The 18,049-nt window shown below is 55.5% G+C and carries 19 protein-coding genes; 9 read left to right on the top strand and 10 right to left on the bottom strand.

What is annotated here, in order from left to right:
- Positions 1-78: 78 nt before the first annotated feature.
- Together hydN and hypF are read left to right on the top strand one after the other, a co-directional pair.
- A complete protein-coding gene (hydN, locus tag OOJ60_RS06445; RefSeq protein WP_042288595.1) occupies positions 79-624 on the top strand; it encodes an electron transport protein HydN in 546 nt (181 codons plus the stop codon).
- Between the two features lie 140 nt (positions 625-764).
- Complete coding sequence (hypF, locus tag OOJ60_RS06440) at positions 765-3,008, top strand: carbamoyltransferase HypF (RefSeq protein WP_205612268.1); 2,244 nt, start codon at positions 765-767, stop codon at positions 3,006-3,008.
- A gap of 103 nt (positions 3,009-3,111) precedes the next feature.
- On the opposite strand, the gene norW is transcribed toward hypF, so the two are convergent.
- Positions 3,112-4,245, bottom strand: coding sequence for an NADH:flavorubredoxin reductase NorW (gene norW / locus OOJ60_RS06435; RefSeq protein ID WP_200035404.1), 1,134 nt, complete (start codon positions 4,243-4,245; stop codon positions 3,112-3,114).
- Entirely contained in the window at positions 4,242-5,687 is a 1,446-nt protein-coding gene (gene norV / locus OOJ60_RS06430; RefSeq protein WP_060569419.1) for an anaerobic nitric oxide reductase flavorubredoxin, read from the bottom strand. Before norV ends, norW begins: the two co-directional genes overlap by 4 nt.
- A 188-nt stretch (positions 5,688-5,875) precedes the next feature.
- Here norV and norR point away from each other — a divergent pair, with 188 nt between their 5' ends.
- From norR to OOJ60_RS06415, 3 genes are all read left to right on the top strand, one after another.
- On the top strand, positions 5,876-7,393 hold the full coding sequence (gene norR, locus OOJ60_RS06425) for a nitric oxide reductase transcriptional regulator NorR (RefSeq protein ID WP_205612267.1): 1,518 nt from the start codon (positions 5,876-5,878) through the stop codon (positions 7,391-7,393).
- Positions 7,394-7,511: 118 nt separating this feature from the next.
- Positions 7,512-7,964 carry an STM2901 family protein gene (locus OOJ60_RS06420; RefSeq protein ID WP_060569421.1) on the top strand — a complete coding sequence of 151 codons (453 nt, stop codon included), beginning with the start codon at positions 7,512-7,514 and terminating at the stop codon, positions 7,962-7,964.
- Complete coding sequence (locus OOJ60_RS06415; protein WP_205612405.1) at positions 7,964-8,281, top strand: DUF1493 family protein; 318 nt, start codon at positions 7,964-7,966, stop codon at positions 8,279-8,281. The genes OOJ60_RS06420 and OOJ60_RS06415 overlap by 1 nt, the downstream gene beginning before the upstream one ends.
- Before the next feature lie 21 nt (positions 8,282-8,302).
- Here OOJ60_RS06415 and OOJ60_RS06410 read toward each other — a convergent pair whose 3' ends face one another.
- From OOJ60_RS06410 to srlA, 8 genes are all read right to left on the bottom strand, one after another.
- Entirely contained in the window at positions 8,303-8,785 is a 483-nt protein-coding gene (locus OOJ60_RS06410; protein ID WP_205612266.1) for an Hcp family type VI secretion system effector, read from the bottom strand.
- A gap of 425 nt (positions 8,786-9,210) precedes the next feature.
- The gene (gutQ, locus tag OOJ60_RS06405) at positions 9,211-10,176 is read right to left on the bottom strand and encodes an arabinose-5-phosphate isomerase GutQ (protein ID WP_042288584.1); all 966 of its coding nucleotides are present in this window, start codon (positions 10,174-10,176) and stop codon (positions 9,211-9,213) included.
- Positions 10,169-10,942 (bottom strand): glucitol operon DNA-binding transcriptional repressor SrlR, encoded by a 774-nt coding sequence (gene srlR, locus OOJ60_RS06400; protein ID WP_042288582.1) that lies wholly within the window; start codon positions 10,940-10,942, stop codon positions 10,169-10,171. Before srlR ends, gutQ begins: the two co-directional genes overlap by 8 nt.
- Positions 10,943-11,010: 68 nt before the next feature.
- Positions 11,011-11,370 carry a transcriptional regulator GutM gene (gene gutM, locus OOJ60_RS06395; RefSeq protein WP_042288578.1) on the bottom strand — a complete coding sequence of 120 codons (360 nt, stop codon included), beginning with the start codon at positions 11,368-11,370 and terminating at the stop codon, positions 11,011-11,013.
- Between the two features lie 105 nt (positions 11,371-11,475).
- On the bottom strand, positions 11,476-12,255 hold the full coding sequence (gene srlD / locus OOJ60_RS06390) for a sorbitol-6-phosphate dehydrogenase (protein WP_042288575.1): 780 nt from the start codon (positions 12,253-12,255) through the stop codon (positions 11,476-11,478).
- A gap of 10 nt (positions 12,256-12,265) precedes the next feature.
- Positions 12,266-12,628 carry a PTS glucitol/sorbitol transporter subunit IIA gene (srlB, locus tag OOJ60_RS06385; protein ID WP_042288572.1) on the bottom strand — a complete coding sequence of 121 codons (363 nt, stop codon included), beginning with the start codon at positions 12,626-12,628 and terminating at the stop codon, positions 12,266-12,268.
- An 11-nt stretch (positions 12,629-12,639) separates the two neighbouring features.
- On the bottom strand, positions 12,640-13,614 hold the full coding sequence (srlE, locus tag OOJ60_RS06380) for a PTS glucitol/sorbitol transporter subunit IIB (RefSeq protein WP_042288569.1): 975 nt from the start codon (positions 13,612-13,614) through the stop codon (positions 12,640-12,642).
- Entirely contained in the window at positions 13,611-14,174 is a 564-nt protein-coding gene (gene srlA, locus OOJ60_RS06375; protein WP_042288566.1) for a PTS glucitol/sorbitol transporter subunit IIC, read from the bottom strand. The genes srlE and srlA overlap by 4 nt, the downstream gene beginning before the upstream one ends.
- Positions 14,175-14,439: 265 nt before the next feature.
- On the opposite strand from srlA, the gene mltB reads away from it, so the two are divergent.
- From mltB to recX, 4 genes are all read left to right on the top strand, one after another.
- Positions 14,440-15,519, top strand: coding sequence for a lytic murein transglycosylase B (gene mltB / locus OOJ60_RS06370; protein WP_199957117.1), 1,080 nt, complete (start codon positions 14,440-14,442; stop codon positions 15,517-15,519).
- Positions 15,520-15,720: 201 nt separating this feature from the next.
- Positions 15,721-16,218: a nicotinamide-nucleotide amidase gene (pncC, locus tag OOJ60_RS06365; RefSeq protein ID WP_042288563.1), complete on the top strand. Its 498-nt coding sequence runs from the start codon at positions 15,721-15,723 to the stop codon at positions 16,216-16,218.
- 92 nt (positions 16,219-16,310) lie between these two features.
- On the top strand, positions 16,311-17,372 hold the full coding sequence (gene recA / locus OOJ60_RS06360; RefSeq protein WP_042288561.1) for a recombinase RecA: 1,062 nt from the start codon (positions 16,311-16,313) through the stop codon (positions 17,370-17,372).
- 114 nt (positions 17,373-17,486) lie between these two features.
- Entirely contained in the window at positions 17,487-17,987 is a 501-nt protein-coding gene (gene recX / locus OOJ60_RS06355) for a recombination regulator RecX (RefSeq protein ID WP_205612265.1), read from the top strand.
- Positions 17,988-18,049: the final 62 nt, after the last annotated feature.

Below are 18,049 nucleotides of genomic sequence, written 5' to 3'. Positions count from 1 at the left end.
TTATATATAACAATAAGATAAAAACTGGCATGATTTGTGAATGCTCAGGCGCACGAACTGTCATTGCTGGAGAAATTGATGAACCGTTTCATCATTGCAGACGCCAATAAATGCATTGGTTGCCGTACCTGTGAAGTGGCCTGCGTGGTCTCCCATCAGGAAAACCAGGACTGCGCGTCCCTGACCCCTGAAACCTTTTTACCCCGCATTCATGTCATTAAAGGCGTAAATGTTTCTACCGCGACGCTGTGCCGCCAGTGCGAAGACGCACCCTGCGCCAATGTCTGCCCGAACGGCGCCATCAGCCGCGACAAAGGCTTTGTTCACGTGATGCAAGAGCGCTGCATTGGTTGTAAAACCTGCGTGGTGGCCTGTCCGTATGGCGCGATGGAAGTGGTCGTACGTCCGGTTGTTCGCAACAGCGGAGCAGGGCTGAATGTTCGTGCGGAAAAAGCGGAAGCCAACAAATGCGACCTGTGCCATCACCGCGAAGCGGGACCGGCGTGTATGGAAGCCTGCCCGACCCATGCGCTGATTTGCGTTGACCGCAATAAGCTCGAGCAGCTCAGTGCGGAAAAACGTCGCCGCGCCGCGCTGGATTCCTCTGCGTCTTTGCTGTTCTGATCGCTGAAAATCCGCGTAAAATAGTTCAGCTTTTATGCCTGATGGCGCTGCGTTTATCAGGCCCGCAAGCGCGACAATTGGTAGGCCGGAGGAGGCGAAGCCGCCTTCCGGTACAGTGCGGATCACGGTGAGAGAAGACGATGGAAACAATCAACCATGCTGGCGTAGCGCTGCGCATTCGGGGCAAAGTGCAGGGCGTTGGATTTCGCCCTTTTGTCTGGCAACTGGCGCAGCATCTGCAGTTGCATGGCGATGTCTGCAACGATGGCGACGGCGTGGTGGTGCGTTTGCTGGAAGACCCCGCAGTGTTTATCACCGCGCTTCACAAACATTGTCCCCCGCTTGCGCGGATTGACAGCGTAGAGAGAGAGCCGTTTACCTGGTCGCTGCCTCCTGCGGAATTTACCATCCGACAAAGCGCGGGCGGCGCCATGAACACGCAGATCGTGCCCGATGCGGCGACCTGCCCGGAATGTCTGGCGGAAATGAACGCGCCTGGCGAACGGCGCTACCGTTATCCCTTCATCAACTGTACGCACTGCGGTCCGCGCTTTACGATTATTCGCGCGATGCCCTACGACCGTCCTTACACCGTCATGGCGGCCTTTCCGCTGTGTCCAGCATGTGAAAAAGAGTACCGCGATCCCCATGACCGTCGCTTTCACGCCCAGCCGGTGGCGTGTCCGGCCTGCGGTCCGCACCTTGAATGGCGGAGCGGCGAAGAACGTGCAGAAAAAGACGCCGCGCTGATAACGGCGGTCAACGTGCTGAAAGCGGGGGGAATCGTTGCCGTTAAGGGCATTGGCGGATTTCATCTGGCTTGCGACGCACGAAATTCCCGGGCGGTGGCCACGCTACGCATGCGTAAGCGTCGTCCGGCGAAACCGCTGGCGGTGATGTTGCCTGACGATCGCGGCTTGCCGGAAGCGGCGCGCAACGTGTTGCGCACGCCCGCCGCACCGATTGTGCTGATCGACAAACGGCACGTGGCTGCATTATGCGAGGCCATAGCCCCCGGCCTCAACGAAGTGGGAGTCATGCTGCCAGCCAATCCGTTGCAACATCTGCTGTTACAGGAACTGGGTTTTCCGCTGGTCATGACCTCCGGCAACCTTAGCGGCAAGCCGCCAGCCATCACCAATACGCAGGCGCTGGACGATTTGCAGGCCATCGCCGACGGATTCCTGCTGCATAACCGCGACATTGTGCAGCGAATGGACGATTCGGTGGTACGCGAAAGCGGTGAAATGCTGCGGCGTTCGCGCGGGTATGTGCCGGACGCGCTGACGCTGCCGCCGGGATTTCGCGACCTGCCGCCGATGTTGTGCCTGGGGGCGGATCTGAAAAATACCTTCTGTCTGGTGCGTGGCGGGCAAGCGGTTCTCAGCCAACATCTGGGCGATCTGAGCGATGATGGCATCCAGAGCCAGTGGCGCGAGGCGCTGCGCTTGATCCAGAACATCTACGACTTTACGCCCCAGAGGCTGGTTTGCGATGCCCATCCGGGTTATGTCTCCAGCCAGTGGGCTGGCGAGATGGCGTTGCCGACGGAAACGGTGCTTCATCATCACGCCCATGCGGCGGCCTGTCTGGCCGAACACGGCTGGCCGCTGGACGGCGGCGATGTTATCGCCCTGACCCTGGACGGTATCGGCATGGGAGAGGCGGGCGCGCTGTGGGGCGGCGAATGTCTGCGGGTAAATTACCAGGACTGTGAACATCTCGGCGGGCTGCCAGCCGTGGCGCTGCCGGGGGGCGATCTCGCCGCGATTCAACCCTGGCGCAATCTGCTCGCCCAGTGCCTGCAGTTTGTTCCTGACTGGCAGCAGTCGCCAGAAACCGCCGCGGCGCAGCAGCAGAACTGGCCCGTGCTAGCCCGCGCCATTGAGCGAGGGATCAACGCGCCGCTGGCCTCTTCCTGTGGTCGCTTATTTGACGCTGTAGCGGCGGCGTTGGGCTGCGCGCCCACGTCGCTCAGCTATGAAGGCGAAGCCGCCTGTGCGCTGGAAGCGCTGGCCGTTCAGTGCGACGATGTTTCACATCCGGTGACGTTACCGTTGAGCGGAAACCTGTTGGATCTGGCGACCTTCTGGCGGCAATGGCTGGACTGGCAAGCCCCGCAGGCAGAACGCGCATGGGCATTCCATGACGCGCTGGCGCAAGGGTTTGCCACGATGATGCGCAAGCAGGCCACTGCGCGGGGGATCTCCACGTTGGTCTTTAGCGGCGGCGTGATGCACAACCGTTTGTTGCGGGCGCGACTGATGGTTCACCTGTCTGATTTTAATCTGCTGTTTCCGCAGCAGCTCCCGGCGGGCGATGGCGGACTTTCGTTTGGGCAGGGCGTAATTGCGGCGGCGCGCTGGCTGGCGCGGCATAAATAAAAAAGCCCCGGGACTGCCGGGGCAAAGCAACAAGCAATAATGAACGTCCGTGTTCGTGAGGTTAATAAAGCAGGGGCATTGTGGCCGGAGGGCGCGGCAGGCGTTACGCCGGCAACGATTTCAGCAGGGCGAAGGCCTCTTTCATGCGGTCTTCGCTCACGACAAAGGCGCAAAGTTGCCCTTCCTCGTTCATCCCCTTTGCCACCATTCCGTCGGATTCCGCGCTGATCTGCCAGGCGAGATCGCGTCGCTGGGTTTCTCCGGCAAGATGCAGCGGCAGTTCCGGGGTTTTGACTTTTACCAGCATGGCGGGCAGTTTCAGCGGCGCGTTGCCGCCGAGCAGGTTTTTCGCCAGGTACATTGCGCTAAGCTGTATTGGTTGCAGGAATGGCAGTACCTGACCGTTGATTTCTGCGCAGTCGCCAATGGCATAAATATCCGCGTTGCTGGTTTGCAGACAGGTATCCACGCAGACGCCGCGATTCACGTTCACACCGGCGCGGCGCGCCAGCGCGGTTTCCGGTCGCAGGCCGGTGGCGGCAATCACGGCATCCACTTCGATGCTGCGTTCGCGATCCAGCGCGGCGCGAATACCGGTGGCGGTTTTTTCCAGACTCTGTAACTGAGACTTCAGCAGCAGATGCACGCCCATGTCGGTAAGCCGGTGCTGTAAGCGACTGCTTACTTCCGGCGGCATCAGCGAGGCGAGAAGGCTGGCGGCGTTGTCGATCAGCGTGACCGCCTTGCCCGCACGGCAAAAATCCATCGCTAATTCGCTGCCGATAAGACCTCCCCCGACAATCAGCACCCGCTGGGCGTCGCGCAACTGCGTTTCACAGGCGCGGTATTCTTGCTGGCTGTTTAACGTGAGCATTAGCTCACGTCCCGGGACGGGCGGAACAAAGGCTGCCGCGCCCGTGGCAAGGACCAGCTTTTCATACTGCCATTGCGTATCCTGACTTTTCACCACGTGGGCGTCGGCATCGATGTCGGTCACCCAGGTATGCGGGAACAGGCGCAGGTTGAACTGTTCGGCAAACTCGCCCGCCGACTGGCGGGTGAGATCGTCGGCGCGTTGCGACTGGCTTATCACATGGCTGAGATCGGGTTTGTTGTACTCGTCCATGCTATCGGCGGCAATCAGGGTTAACGGGATTTCCGCGTCCTGTTTACGGATGTTTTTCACTAACTGGCGGGCGGCAAAGCCCGAACCAATGATAACGATTCCCCGGTTCATTTTGCCTCCGTCGCCAGCTCGTCGAACACGTCCTTACCTAAAGAGCATTCCGGGCACAGGAAGTTGTCCGGAACCTCACTCCACGGCGTACCCGGTGCGACGTCCTGCAGCGGCTCACCTTTTTCCGGGTCGTAGATCCACTGGCAGACGCTGCACTGCATGCAGGGGCCGAGATCGGCGGCCGCTGGGGTTTCAACTGGCGCGCTTTCTGCTGCTACCGCTTTCGGCGCGGCTTCCGGCAGCGGTGCGAGCGCCCACTGACGGGCAATGTCGCGCCCGTGCTGACGGCACAGTTCCAGCGCGTCCAGATCCGGACGCCATTTCGCCTTCAGGCTCAGGGACATCTCAAAGCCGGCATCCTGCAGTCGGGTAGAGAGACGATCAACCGCGCCGCCGCTCCAGCCGTGAGAACCAAAAGCGCTGGCGCGCTTGTTACGAAAGCGCAAGCCGGTCATCTCTTCCACCAGTCCGGCGATTTTTGGCATCATCACATTATTCATCGTCGAGGTACCGACCAGTACGCCTTTGGATCGGAAGACGTTGGTCAGGATTTCGTTTTTGTCGCTGCGGGCGACGTTAAAGATTTTTACCGCCACGTTTGGGTCAACTTCGTTAATCCCCTGGGCGATGGCATCCGCCATCATGCGGGTATTGTTGGACATGGTGTCATAGAAGATAGTGATGCGATCTTCCTGGTAGTCCGCCGCCCATTTCAGATACAGTTCAACGATTTGCGTGGGATTATCGCGCCAGACCACGCCGTGGGAGGTGGCGATCATATCGACCGGCAGGTTAAAGCCGAGGATTTCAGTGATCTTGGGCGTCACCAGGCGGCTGAACGGCGTCAGGATGTTAGCGTAGTAGCGTTGGCACTGTTCAAACAGTTCGGTTTGATCCACTTCATCATTGAACAGACGTTCATCGCAGTAGTGCTGGCCGAAGGCGTCGTTACTGAACAACACCGCATCGCCGGTCATGTAGGTCATCATACTGTCCGGCCAATGCAGCATCGGGGTTTCGACGAAGATCAGCTGTTTGCCGTTGCCGATATCCAGTGTGTCGCCAGTTTTCACTACCTTAAAGTTCCATTCCGGATGATGGTGATGGCCGGTGATCGAATCGATGGCGTTGGCGGTGCAGTAGATTGGCGTGTCCGGGATCTGAGTCATTAGCTCCGTCAACGCCCCGGCATGATCTTCTTCCGCGTGGTTAATGATGATGTAATCGATATCCGCAAGGTCAATTTCACCCCGTAAATTCTGTACGAATTCGCGGCTGAATTTATGATCAACGGTGTCGATCAGTACGTTTTTTTCTTCGCGAATCAGATAGCTGTTATAGCTGCTGCCGCGCAGCGTTTTGTATTCGGTGCCGTGAAAATCGCGTACTTCCCAGTCACGTTGGCCAACCCAATGAATGTTATTTTTAACCAGAATAGACATAGCAACCTCAATTAATTCAGCGTTGTTCAAAAGTGTTGTTTTGCTTATTGCAGGTTACGTGCCAACTATTTATCTCTTTGATTTTTTGATGATTTGTTAGTTTTTATATTTATAGTGATAGTCAAAAAGACTATGATTAATGATGTCAATATGACATTATGTATTGTCAAAATGACAATGAGGTAGCCATGAGTTTTTCCGTTGACGTACTGGCGGGGATCGCCATCGAATTACAGCGCGGCGTCGGGCATCAGGATCGCTTTCAGCGCCTGATAACCACGCTACGCCAGGTGCTGGAGTGCGATGCTTCCGCGCTGCTGCGTTATGAGGCGCGCCAGTTTATTCCGCTGGCGATCGACGGTCTGGCGCAGGACGTGTTGGGCAGGCGCTTTACCCTGGAAGGTCACCCGCGTCTGGAAGCCATCGCCCGCGCCGGGGACGTGGTGCGTTTTCCCGCAGACAGCGATCTGCCTGACCCCTACGATGGGCTGATTCCCGGTCAGGAGAGTTTAAAAGTGCATGCCTGCATCGGCCTGCCGCTGTTTGCCGGGCAAAACCTGATCGGCGCGCTAACTCTTGATGGTATGGAGCCCGACCAGTTTGACGTTTTTAGCGATGAGGAGCTCCGCCTTATCGCCGCGCTGGCCGCTGGCGCGCTCAGCAATGCGCTGCTGATAGAACAGCTGGAAAGCCAGAATATGCTGCCCGGTTCGACGACCGATTTCGGCCAGGTAAAAGAGACGCAGATGATTGGCCTGTCGCCCGGCATGATGCAGTTGAAAAAAGAGATTGAGATTGTGGCGGCGTCCGATCTCAACGTTCTGATCAGCGGCGAAACGGGTACCGGGAAAGAGCTGGTGGCAAAAGCGATTCATGAAGGTTCGCCGCGCGCGGTAAATCCGCTGGTGTATCTGAACTGTGCCGCGTTGCCGGAAAGCGTGGCGGAGAGCGAACTGTTTGGTCATGTCAAAGGCGCGTTTACCGGGGCCATCAGCAACCGTAGCGGGAAATTTGAAATGGCCGATAACGGTACGCTGTTTCTGGATGAAATCGGCGAGCTGTCGTTGGCGTTGCAGGCCAAACTTTTGCGCGTCTTACAGTACGGCGATATTCAGCGGGTTGGCGACGATCGCAGTCTGCGGGTGGACGTACGCGTACTGGCGGCCACCAACCGCGACCTGCGCGAAGAGGTGATGGCAGGGCGCTTTCGTGCTGACTTGTTCCACCGCCTGAGCGTTTTTCCGCTGTCCGTTCCCCCGCTGCGCGAGCGCGGGGAGGATGCGGTGCTGCTGGCGGGCTATTTCTGCGAGCAGTGCCGGTTGCGGCTGGGTCTTTCCCGGGTGGCGCTGAGTCCGGGGGCGCGAAATTATCTGCTGAACTATGCCTGGCCGGGTAACGTCCGCGAGCTGGAGCATGCGATTCACCGCGCAGTGGTGCTGGCGCGGGCGACACGGGCAGGGGATGAAGTGGTGCTGGAAGCGCAGCATTTCGCTCGCCTGGACGATGCCCCCGCTGTACAAACAGACGTTGCGCCGGAGATGCCGCAGGCGGTTAATCTGCGTGATGCTACCGAGTCGTTTCAGCGCGAGACGATCCGCCGTGCGCTGGCGCAGCATCATCACAACTGGGCGGCCAGCGCCCGGGCGTTAGAAATGGACGTCGCCAATCTGCACCGGCTGGCGAAGCGTCTGGGGTTGAAAAGTTAGAGTACGCGCGGGGACGTTCTGGTCCGATTCACATTTTTATAGTGCTTGTTTAATACAACAGTGTATCTGGTAGTTATAAGGACTTATTGTATTGCAAGCGACTAACAGGGATGAAGAGATGGATACAGTAGAAGAACTGGGCGGCACATATTTTTATCACGGCAACGAGAACGTAACGCCAACGGAGTTATTCTGGCTTATCTTTGCGGAAGGGCTTGCAAACCATTTGGGAGTATCAGTTGAAACCGCCGCTACTATTTTGGCGGGGCTACCTCTGCTGCCTAAACGGCAGGTTTTGGGGGCGACAGGTTCTCGCACCAGCGTAGCCTCTAAACTAGCCCGTCGGATTTTTAAAGATGCCCGCTTTCCGGATGGATTGAGAGTCGAAACCACTATCGGCATGGGCAGAAAAAGTTATACAAACAAGATTGGCTCAGCAGTAGGCAGAGCCGTTCCATATGTAGGTTATGCTCAGGCAGTCATTATTTTCGCCCTTGTTGCCCAAGAGACGAGAAACAAATACAACCAGATAGCGCGGCCGAAGGATCGGATCGCATGGACCTATTTCTAATGCTATTACCTGATGAACAAGAATTTTTAATTTACGTCACCGAGAACTACAGCGAGCGCAAACGCCCTGCTCAGAAAGAGTGGGCGCTACAGGAATACTTTAATTTTGTGCCAGAAGATCTCGAAGATATGCTCATTGACCTGTTCACCCGCTATGGCATCGAGCACAGTAATTTTAATTTGGACAACTACTTTATGCCGGAACTGTACTGGTGGCAGTGGAAGCGCAAAAAGGAATGGGTTGGGCGGCAGCTTAAATCGCTCACCCTTGAAATGATCATTGAATCCGCAAAGGCTGGCCGCTGGTTGTATGATTAAGGGGCGTTCTGCCCCATATGCTTAGACTGTCTGTCGGTCATTCCAGGAGTCAGTGAAAATAATGTTTCCGTCGTTGTGCTTCCAGGTGATTTTCTCGTAACGCATTTCCACGGTTTCCATGTGGTTCTCATTTAGGTTATTTCCTGTGGCCATCGCTGGGGAAAAAGACACAATACGCACCCCTTCAAGTAACATGTTGAAGTATTCAGCTTCCATTCCGGCATCGTTAATACGGTACCATTTAATTTCTGCGGACTGGAGTTTTTGCCCGGTTGCTACGGCCTTATAGAGATAAGGGCTGGAGCAGTCGAAATCTTTTACGATGAGCATCGGTGAATGCATGCGTGTCCCGGTTACTTTGCCGGTTGCGTTGTCAGTAGGGATCATGAGGTTATGGTGAAATCCTTTAACTTCAATTGTGTAGTCCCTGTCTTTAACATCTACGCCACCTTTAATTAAAGCGCCGCCATCGTCCTTAAGCCACATATAAGCTGGGATTGGCATTTATTTCTCCTTTTTTTAGCATGCTGGAATTTGCGTACTCAAAAATATGAATCATATTTATTTTTCATGAAAGAATGTAATTTATTGATGTGAGCAATATTCATTGTTATTACTCAGAAGTAAAAATTAATTCTTCTTATTATAAACATAAGCATTAGATGCAATGCAAATAGATGTTTTCCCACAAATGTATAACCAGATTAAATTATTTGCTTTAATCTTTTAAGTTCACTTTTACAAAACTGAGGTCAATTTCAGCTAATACCTCAGCGGTAATACTGAGTATGGCCGCGGTATCTCCGCGGCGCACAATATACTGCTCAAGGACATAACAGGGTAATCCCGGTGAATCATATCCTTTAAGCCCATCAGGACTTGCAAATTGCATACTCTGATGTAATTTGCAGCCTGAAAAATAAAAGCAGCTACAGGATCCCGGCCTGGTAGAAATCCTGCAGGTTGATGGCGCCGGTGAGCTTGCCGTTTTCATCAACCACCGGCGCGGCGGTGATTTTGCGTTTCATCAGGATTTCTTTGGCGTCGATAGCGCGACTGTCGGCCTGAAGCGTAATGCCATTGTGGGTCATCGCTTCGCTGACTGGCGTGGTCAGCGCGCCGCCGCCCACTAACCAGCGGCGCAGGTCGCCGTCGGTAAAGACGCCTTTGACCTGCATTTGCGCGTCACAGACGGCGACCAGGCCGAGTCCGGTACGGCTTAATTCGAGCATGGCATCCATCACGCTGGTGGACAACTGAACCTGCGGCACCGCGTCGTCGCGCCGCATCAAATGATGCACCTTATTCAGCAGACGCGCCCCGAGCGCTCCCGCCGGATGCGAGCGGGCAAAATCCTCTTCATTGAAGCCGCGCGCCTGCATCACCGCCATTGCCAGCGCGTCGCCCATCATCAGGGTGTTCACCGTGCTGGACGTGGGGGCCAGGTGCATCGGGCAGGCTTCCCGTTCGACCGAAATGTCCAGAACGGCTTTGGCCGCCAGACCCAGCGGTGAGTTCGGCTTGCCGGTCATCGCCAGCAGGGTAATGGATTTGTCTTCCAGGCGCGGGATGATCAGATCCAGCTCTTTAGCGCCGCCCGAATAGGAGATAAACAGCATCACGTCCCGGCTTTCTATCATCCCGAGATCGCCGTGTAGCGCTTCCGCCGGATGAACGAAAAAGGCAGGGGTGCCGGTGCTGGCGAGGGTTGCGGCGATTTTTTTGCCGATATGCCCGGACTTGCCAATACCCGAGACAATCACTTTGCCTTCACAGTGGATAATGGTGTTGGCAGCGCGAACAAAATCGTCACCCAGGCGTTCCGGCAGGCGGCTGGCTTCCTGCAGTTCCAGCAGCAGTGTTTGACGGCCAGCGTTCAGTAGTGCATCACTCATTTGTTTCTCCGGTTATGATCACGTCTATCCCTTTTTCTTCCAGCGCCTGACGAAACGCCGGATCGATACCAGCATCGGTAATTAGCTTATCGACGCTCTCCAGACTGCAAACAACGTTGGGACTTTTGCGGCCAAACTTCGACGAGTCGGCCATCAGTATGACTTCGCGCGCGGCGTTACACATCGCTTTGCTGACGGTGTAGACCTCGTTAAAGGTGGTGACGCCTGCGTCGAGGTCAATGCCGTCGGTGCCCATAAAGAGTTTATCAAAACTGAACTGCTCAAAGGCGTTCTCTGCCAACTGACCGTGAAATGACGCAGATTTTTTACGAAAGGTGCCGCCGGGCATCAGGATGGTTTGTTCGTTGTCCAGCTCTGACAAGGCGTTAACAATATGGAGGCTGTTGGTCATGACGGTGATATTGCTGAAGCGGGTGAGCATTGGCACCATCTGTAATACGGTGCTTCCGGCATCCAGAATGATCGAATCGCCATCATGGATAAACCTGACAGCCGCTTCGGCGATGCGTTCTTTTTTATGCGTATTGATCAACGTCTTGTGATCGATAGGCGGATCGGATTCTTCTTTGTTTAACACTACGCCGCCATAGGTGCGAATGACGGTACCGGCATTTTCCAGAATGACCAAATCCTTGCGAATGGTGGTGCCCGTGGTGTCAAAGTACTGGGCCAGTTCCTCAACCGAGCATTTCCCCTGCTTTTGCAAATGCTCCAGAATGGCAGCCTGACGCTGACGAGGTTTCATAGGCGTGATTACCCTGAATTGAAGTTTCGAAATGATAATTTCGCAAGCTATTAGCATTCACAACGAAATTATCCATGTTTCAGTTTAAGCGCCAATGATAGTGCATTCTGCGACAGCGGATCATGGGGAAAGATCACATCAGGCTGTAATTCATTAAGATGTTTACCCTGCAGGGCAGGAATTTTTATTGGTCTGGCGAATACTGTCAGTCCTTTCATAAACAACGTATCGGTTACGCGCTGATTTTTGTCGAGCGCGATGGCGACCACGACGCGGGGCTTAAAACGTCCGCCTGAACGTCCTACGCCAACCCGGCCTTGCAGGCATAGCTGGTCAAACGCGCGGTTGAAACGGGCGATTTGCCAGCCGCCCAGTAGCAGTTGAACGCACCAGGCGATAACGGCGACGGTAATCAGTGCGGAAACCATCGTGTGCTCCTTACGTGAATGCCGGATGGCGGTGACGCCTTATCCGGCTAACAGACCCGGGGTTTACAGGCCCGGTAAGCGTAGCGCCACCGGGCTATGTGACTATCAGAACATCACCTGACCGCCAGTGACGTTGATTGATTGTCCGGTACAGTATGACGCTTTCGCGCTGGCATAGAACAGCAGCATGTTCAGGACATCCTGATAATCGCAGCCGCGTTTGAGCGGGACTTTATCGATATAATACTGTTCCACCTCGTCCGGCTTAATGCCAAGCTTGGTGGCGTACTGCGGCAGTAGCGACTGAAACATTGGCGACTTCAGCAGGTTGCCCAGCATCAGCGAATGTACGGTAATGCCGTATTCCGCCAGATCCAGCGCCAGCGACTGAGTTAATCCGACGCCGCCGAACTTCGCCGCGCTGTAGCCGGAATTATGCTTACTACCGACTTTACCGGACTTAGAGTTGATCTGAATAATGCGTCCCTGAATACCGTCACGAATCATCAGACGGGAAAATTCACGCGCACAGAGGAAATATCCGACCAGATTCACCTGTAATGAGCGGTCAAAATCGCCCAGCTGGAAGTCACTGATAAACGCCGCTTTCGCGATCCCCGCGCTGTAGACGAGCAGATCCACGCGCCCAAAGATTTCATCCACGCCGCGAGAGAGCGCAAGAACGCTCTGTTCGCTGGTGGCGTCGGCGCCGAAGCCGTAAGCCATACCTTCACCATATTCGGCGTTGATCTCCTGCGCGACGTTGGCGGCCTTATCACTTTGAATATCGACAACCGCCACGCGATACCCTTCTGCTGCAAGCCCATGGCACAGGAACGCCCCCAGGGTTTGTCCTCCGCCAATGACAACGGCAACCTGATTCATTTTTCTCTCCTTAAGCGACAAACTTCAAAATACAGCCCGGCGCGATATCGTCCGGTACGGGCCCCGCGACGTGCACGGTGCCGGGAAATTCCGCTTCGTTCAGTCCGTCGAAGCGCAGGGTGATATGCCCCAGTTCACGTAAATTCTGTTCCGCCACGCTGCCGACGGCGGTGACCGGATAGCGATGCTGACCCAGTTCACATTGCGCGCCGGGTTGCAGCGTGCCGTTCAGTTCGCCATGGCAATGGATAAAGCAAAACTCTTCGATATCCGCCGGCGCGCCTTCGCGGAAGGTGATCAGCATCTGGTCGCACAGCGCATCCGGCGCGCTCTGGCCAATGCGGGTAATTGTGGTCTGGTAAATGACGGTCATCTCAACACCTCTTATTGATAAATAAAGCCGGATACAAACCAGGCGATCAGTACCGTTGGCGCGCCGGTCAGAAAGCGACTGACCAGTACCGACGGCACGCCGACGCGCACCGTATCCTGACGGGCTTCCGCCAGTGACAGGCCAACCGGGATAAAGTCGCAGGCCGCCTGGGCGTTAATGGCGAACAGCGCTGGCAGCGCCAGGTGCGGCGGAATATTGCCCAGACCAATTTGCACGCCGATCAGGACGCCGATCACCTGGGCGATCACTGCGCCCGGGCCGAGGAACGGCGACAACAGCGGGAAGGAGCAGATCAGCGCCAGTGTCACCAGCCCCAGCGGATGGCTGGCTAGCGGCGCCAGACCGTGGGCGATCCAGTCGCCAAGTCCCGACGCCATGATGATGCCGATGAGGGCGGAGACGAACGCCATAAACGGCAGAATGGTTTTCAGTACCGTGTCGATGGTGTCGCGACCAGACTGAAACAGAACGGCTACCGCTGAGCCCATTCCCATGCCGACTTTCGCCAGCAGGCCGTCGCTCTGTTCGGTGATCTTTTTATGGGGGTCGTAATCACGTCCCGGAGGCGTGGCGCTTGTCGGTTGCGGCGCAGCTTCTGCATCGCCGATCGCGCTAATGTTTTCTTCTTTCACGCCGGAAACGTAAATGTCTTCGACGATGTACTGGGCCAGCGGCCCCGATTTCCCCGTGGAGTGAATGTTTACCGTCGGAATACGGCGTTTCGGGTAAATTCCGCAGCGCAGGGTGCCGCCGCAGTCAATGATCGCCACGCCAATCTCCGCTTCCGGCGGTTCGCCCTCTTTAAAGCCATCGACCGCCTGCCAGCCGGTCAGGCTTGCCAGTTTGTCGACAATCGCCGGGCGCGTGCCCGCGGTGATATAGACGATTTTTTTACCTGCGACGACATCCAGTTCAAGCGGGCCGCCCCAGCCGCCGGTGCCTTTTTCGATACGAATACGCGTCATGATGTTGCTCCTGAAAGATGCACTTTCTGCTCAAGCTGGATACCCATTTTTTTCTCGAAAATCGCGGTGGTGAGATCGGTGACCCAGCCGCGGAAGAAGTTAGTCACCAGGCCAACCAGCAGATAGCTCACCGCAAGCGGGCCGAGGGGCAGGCCAAGCGTGGTTAAACCGCTGGCGATGCCCAGATAAACGAACAGTTCGCCGGGGTTGATATGCGGAAACAGGCCGTTCATGGAGTGGCAACTGTAGGATGCCGCCGCGTAATAGCTGGGCTTGTATTTCTCTGGCATAAAACGACCAAGACTCAGGGTCATAGGGTTACAGAACACAAACGTACCGATGAACGGCAGAATCAGGTAACGGGACAGCGGATTTCCGGCGCAGCGTTGGGCAAAACGTTCTATACGCTGCTGGCCGATAAAGTTGATCAGCGCGTTCATGATGACCAGCAGGCTTATTAGCAGCGGAAGAATGCCGGTCACCATGCCGGTAAACACTTCTCCGCCTTTCTGGAACAGCCCGATGAACCACTCTGCTCCATGTGTAATGGTGTCGATCATTGTTCTCTCCTGTAGGGATTGTTGTTATCTTGCCAATTGGTGCTTTATTTTAATCAAATCGAAAGATTTAAAAGTGTTATTTTGATCTCAAAATGAAAGTAAAATATTTTAAATTGAAAGTTTGTGTGCGAATAGGAACAGAAAGAGAAGGAGTAAAGGGGGCGAACAGGTAAATTATGTGAAGGAGCGCGTCTCGCGCTTCCTTGTGGGACGGAGGATGCTTTACCATACTTCCCTCTGGCTGAATCTGGTTAATGGATGTCACATGTTCAAGCGTCGTTATGTAGCGTTACTTCCCCTTTTTGTGTTACTGGCTGCCTGTAGCAGCAAACCGAAACCGCAAGAGACTCAAACGACCACCGGGACGCCGTCTGGCGGCTTCCTGCTTAAGCCTCAGCACAATGTCATGCAGATGGGCGGCGATTTTGCCAATAACCCCAATGCGCAGCAGTTCATCGATAAGATGGTCAGCAAACATGGCTTTGATCGCCAACAGTTGCAGGAGATCCTGTCGCAGGCGAAACGCCTGGATTATGTGCTGCGCCTGATGGACAGGCAGGCGCCGACCACGCAGCCGCCAGCCGGCCCTAACGGCGCATGGCTGCGTTATCGCAAACAGTTCATAACGCCGGATAACGTGCAAAACGGCGTGGCATTCTGGAATCAGTATGAAGATGCGCTCAACCGCGCCTGGCAGGTGTATGGCGTGCCGCCGGAAATCATCGTCGGCATTATCGGCGTGGAAACCCGCTGGGGCCGCGTAATGGGGAAAACGCGCATTCTTGACGCGCTGGCGACGCTCTCCTTCAACTATCCGCGCCGCGCGGCGTATTTCTCTGGCGAGCTGGAAACCTTCCTGTTGATGGCGCGCAATGAACAAGACGATCCGCTGGATCTGAAAGGGTCTTTCGCCGGGGCCATGGGTTACGGTCAGTTTATGCCGTCGTCCTATAAAGAGTACGCGGTGGACTTTAACGGCGACGGCCATATCAATCTTTGGGATCCGGTCGATGCCATCGGCAGCGTAGCGAACTACTTTAAAGCACACGGCTGGGTGAAAGGCGATACGGTGGCGGTGATGGCCAACGGTCAGGCGCCGGGACTGGCCAATGGCTTCAAAACAAAATACAGTGTGTCGCAGCTTGCCGCCGCGGGCTTAACGCCGCAGCAGCCGTTGGGTAACCATCGCGAAGCAAGCTTGTTACGTCTGGATATTGGCACCGGGTATCAGTACTGGTACGGCCTTCCAAACTTCTACGCGATTACCCGTTACAACCATAGTACCCATTATGCGATGGCGGTCTGGCAGTTAGGTCAGGCGGTAGCGCTGGCGCGGGTCCAGTAATCGTCCAGGCTGCCGGATGGCGGCCCTGACAACTTATCCGGCTCACCCGGCTTGCTGTTGGCCGGATAAGGCAATGCTGTCTCCGCCTGTTAAACCTGGACGTTTTTTCTGAATCCCCCTCGTAAAATCATCACCTCGTCCCCATCTCGGGTGGGAAAGTGCTATCTTGTCCGGCAGGATTTTTAACTGACAGAGGCCGAAATGACTGACAGTGAACTGATGCAGTTAAGCGAACAGGTCGGAATGGCGTTAAACGCGCGCGGCGCGACGGTGACAACAGCGGAATCCTGTACGGGCGGCTGGGTGGCGAAGGCCATTACGGATATTGCTGGCAGCTCCGCCTGGTTTGAACGCGGTTTTGTCACTTACAGTAATGAAGCGAAAGCGCAAATGATCGGCGTACGGGAAGAGACGCTTGCCCAACATGGCGCGGTCAGTGAACCGGTGGTAGTAGAAATGGCGATAGGCGCGCTGAAAGCCGCCCGCGCTGATTATGCGGTTTCAATCAGCGGCATTGCCGGACCGGATGGCGGCAGTGAAGCGAAGCCCGTCGGCACCGTCTGGTTCGCTTTCGCCAGCGCGCGCGGAGAGGGGATTACCCGGCGGGAATGCTTCAGTGGCGACCGCGATGCCGTGCGGCGACAGGCGACCCTCTATGCGTTACGTACGCTGTGGCAACAATTTCTACAAAACACTTGATACTGTATGAGCATACAGTATAATTGTTTCAACAGTACAGAATTCACTATCCGGTTAAGCGCAAGCGGAACCCGGCATGACAGGAGTAGTTAATGGCTATCGACGAAAACAAACAGAAAGCGTTGGCGGCAGCACTGGGCCAAATTGAAAAGCAATTTGGTAAAGGCTCCATTATGCGTCTGGGTGAAGACCGCTCTATGGATGTGGAAACCATCCCGACCGGATCGCTTTCTCTGGATATCGCACTCGGCGCGGGCGGTCTGCCAATGGGCCGTATCGTCGAAATCTACGGGCCGGAATCTTCCGGTAAAACCACCCTGACGCTGCAGGTGATTGCCGCTGCGCAGCGTGAAGGGAAAACCTGTGCGTTTATCGATGCGGAACATGCGCTGGATCCAATCTATGCGCGCAAGCTGGGCGTTGATATTGACAACCTGCTGTGTTCTCAGCCGGACACTGGCGAACAGGCGCTGGAAATCTGTGATGCGCTGGCGCGCTCTGGCGCTGTAGACGTTATCGTTGTCGACTCCGTCGCGGCCCTGACGCCGAAAGCGGAAATCGAAGGTGAAATCGGCGACTCTCACATGGGCCTCGCGGCGCGTATGATGAGCCAGGCGATGCGTAAGCTGGCGGGTAACCTGAAGCAGTCCAACACGCTGCTGATCTTCATCAACCAGATCCGTATGAAAATTGGCGTTATGTTCGGTAACCCGGAAACCACAACCGGGGGGAACGCGCTGAAATTCTACGCCTCTGTTCGTCTGGACATCCGCCGTATCGGCGCGGTGAAAGAGGGCGATAACGTGGTGGGTAGCGAAACCCGCGTGAAAGTGGTGAAGAACAAAATCGCCGCACCGTTCAAACAGGCAGAGTTCCAGATCCTCTACGGTGAAGGCATCAACTTCTATGGCGAACTGGTTGATCTGGGCGTCAAAGAGAAGCTGATTGAGAAAGCCGGTGCTTGGTACAGCTACAACGGTGAGAAAATCGGGCAGGGTAAAGCGAATGCGACCGCCTGGTTGAAAGAAAATCCGGCTACCGCGAAAGAGATCGAGAAAAAGGTTCGCGAGCTGCTGCTCAACAACCAGGACTCAACGCCAGATTTCTCCGTTGATGACGGTGAAGGTGTTGCAGAAACCAACGAAGATTTTTAATCTTCAGGCGACCGTAAGCCGGATCGCGCGAAACCGCCATTTGGCAAAAGGTTAAGTTACACTCAAGGGCTGCATTTATGCGGCCCTTTTGCATTGCTGAATCTGAAGGGAGTTATGAGCGAACCGACACCACGCCGACCCGTTTATGCCCGCCTGCTCGATCGCGCTGTCCGCATTCTGGCTGTGCGCGATCACAGCGAACAGGAGTTACGCCGCAAACTGGCCGCGCCGGTCATGGGGAAAAACGGCCCCGAGGAGATTGATGCCACGGCAGAGGATTACGAACGGGTGGTAGCCTGGTGCCATGAGCACGGGTATCTGGATGACAGCCGCTTCGTTTCGCGCTTTATCGCCAGCCGTAGCCGGAAAGGGTATGGCCCGGCGCGCATCCGCCAGGAACTCAACCAGAAAGGCATTGCCCGGGAAGCTATCGAAAAAGCGCTGCGCGAATGTGAAATTGACTGGTGTACCCTCGCGCGCGATCAGGCTACCCGCAAATACGGCGAACCGCTGCCCGCGGCATTTTCAGAAAAGGTAAAAATACAGCGCTTTCTACTCTATCGCGGCTATCTGATGGAGGATATCCAGGAGATATGGCGAAATTTTGACGATTGAGCGCATACGGGATTTTACTTCCCACTAAAGAAAACTTATCTTATTCCCACTTTTTCCGTTCG

The organism is Citrobacter sp. R4, from assembly GCF_026719175.1.
In the GTDB taxonomy this organism is placed as follows: domain Bacteria; phylum Pseudomonadota; class Gammaproteobacteria; order Enterobacterales; family Enterobacteriaceae; genus Citrobacter_A; species Citrobacter_A sedlakii.
Note: the sequence above shows the minus strand (reverse complement) of the source record. Positions and strands in the feature narration are given on the sequence as shown.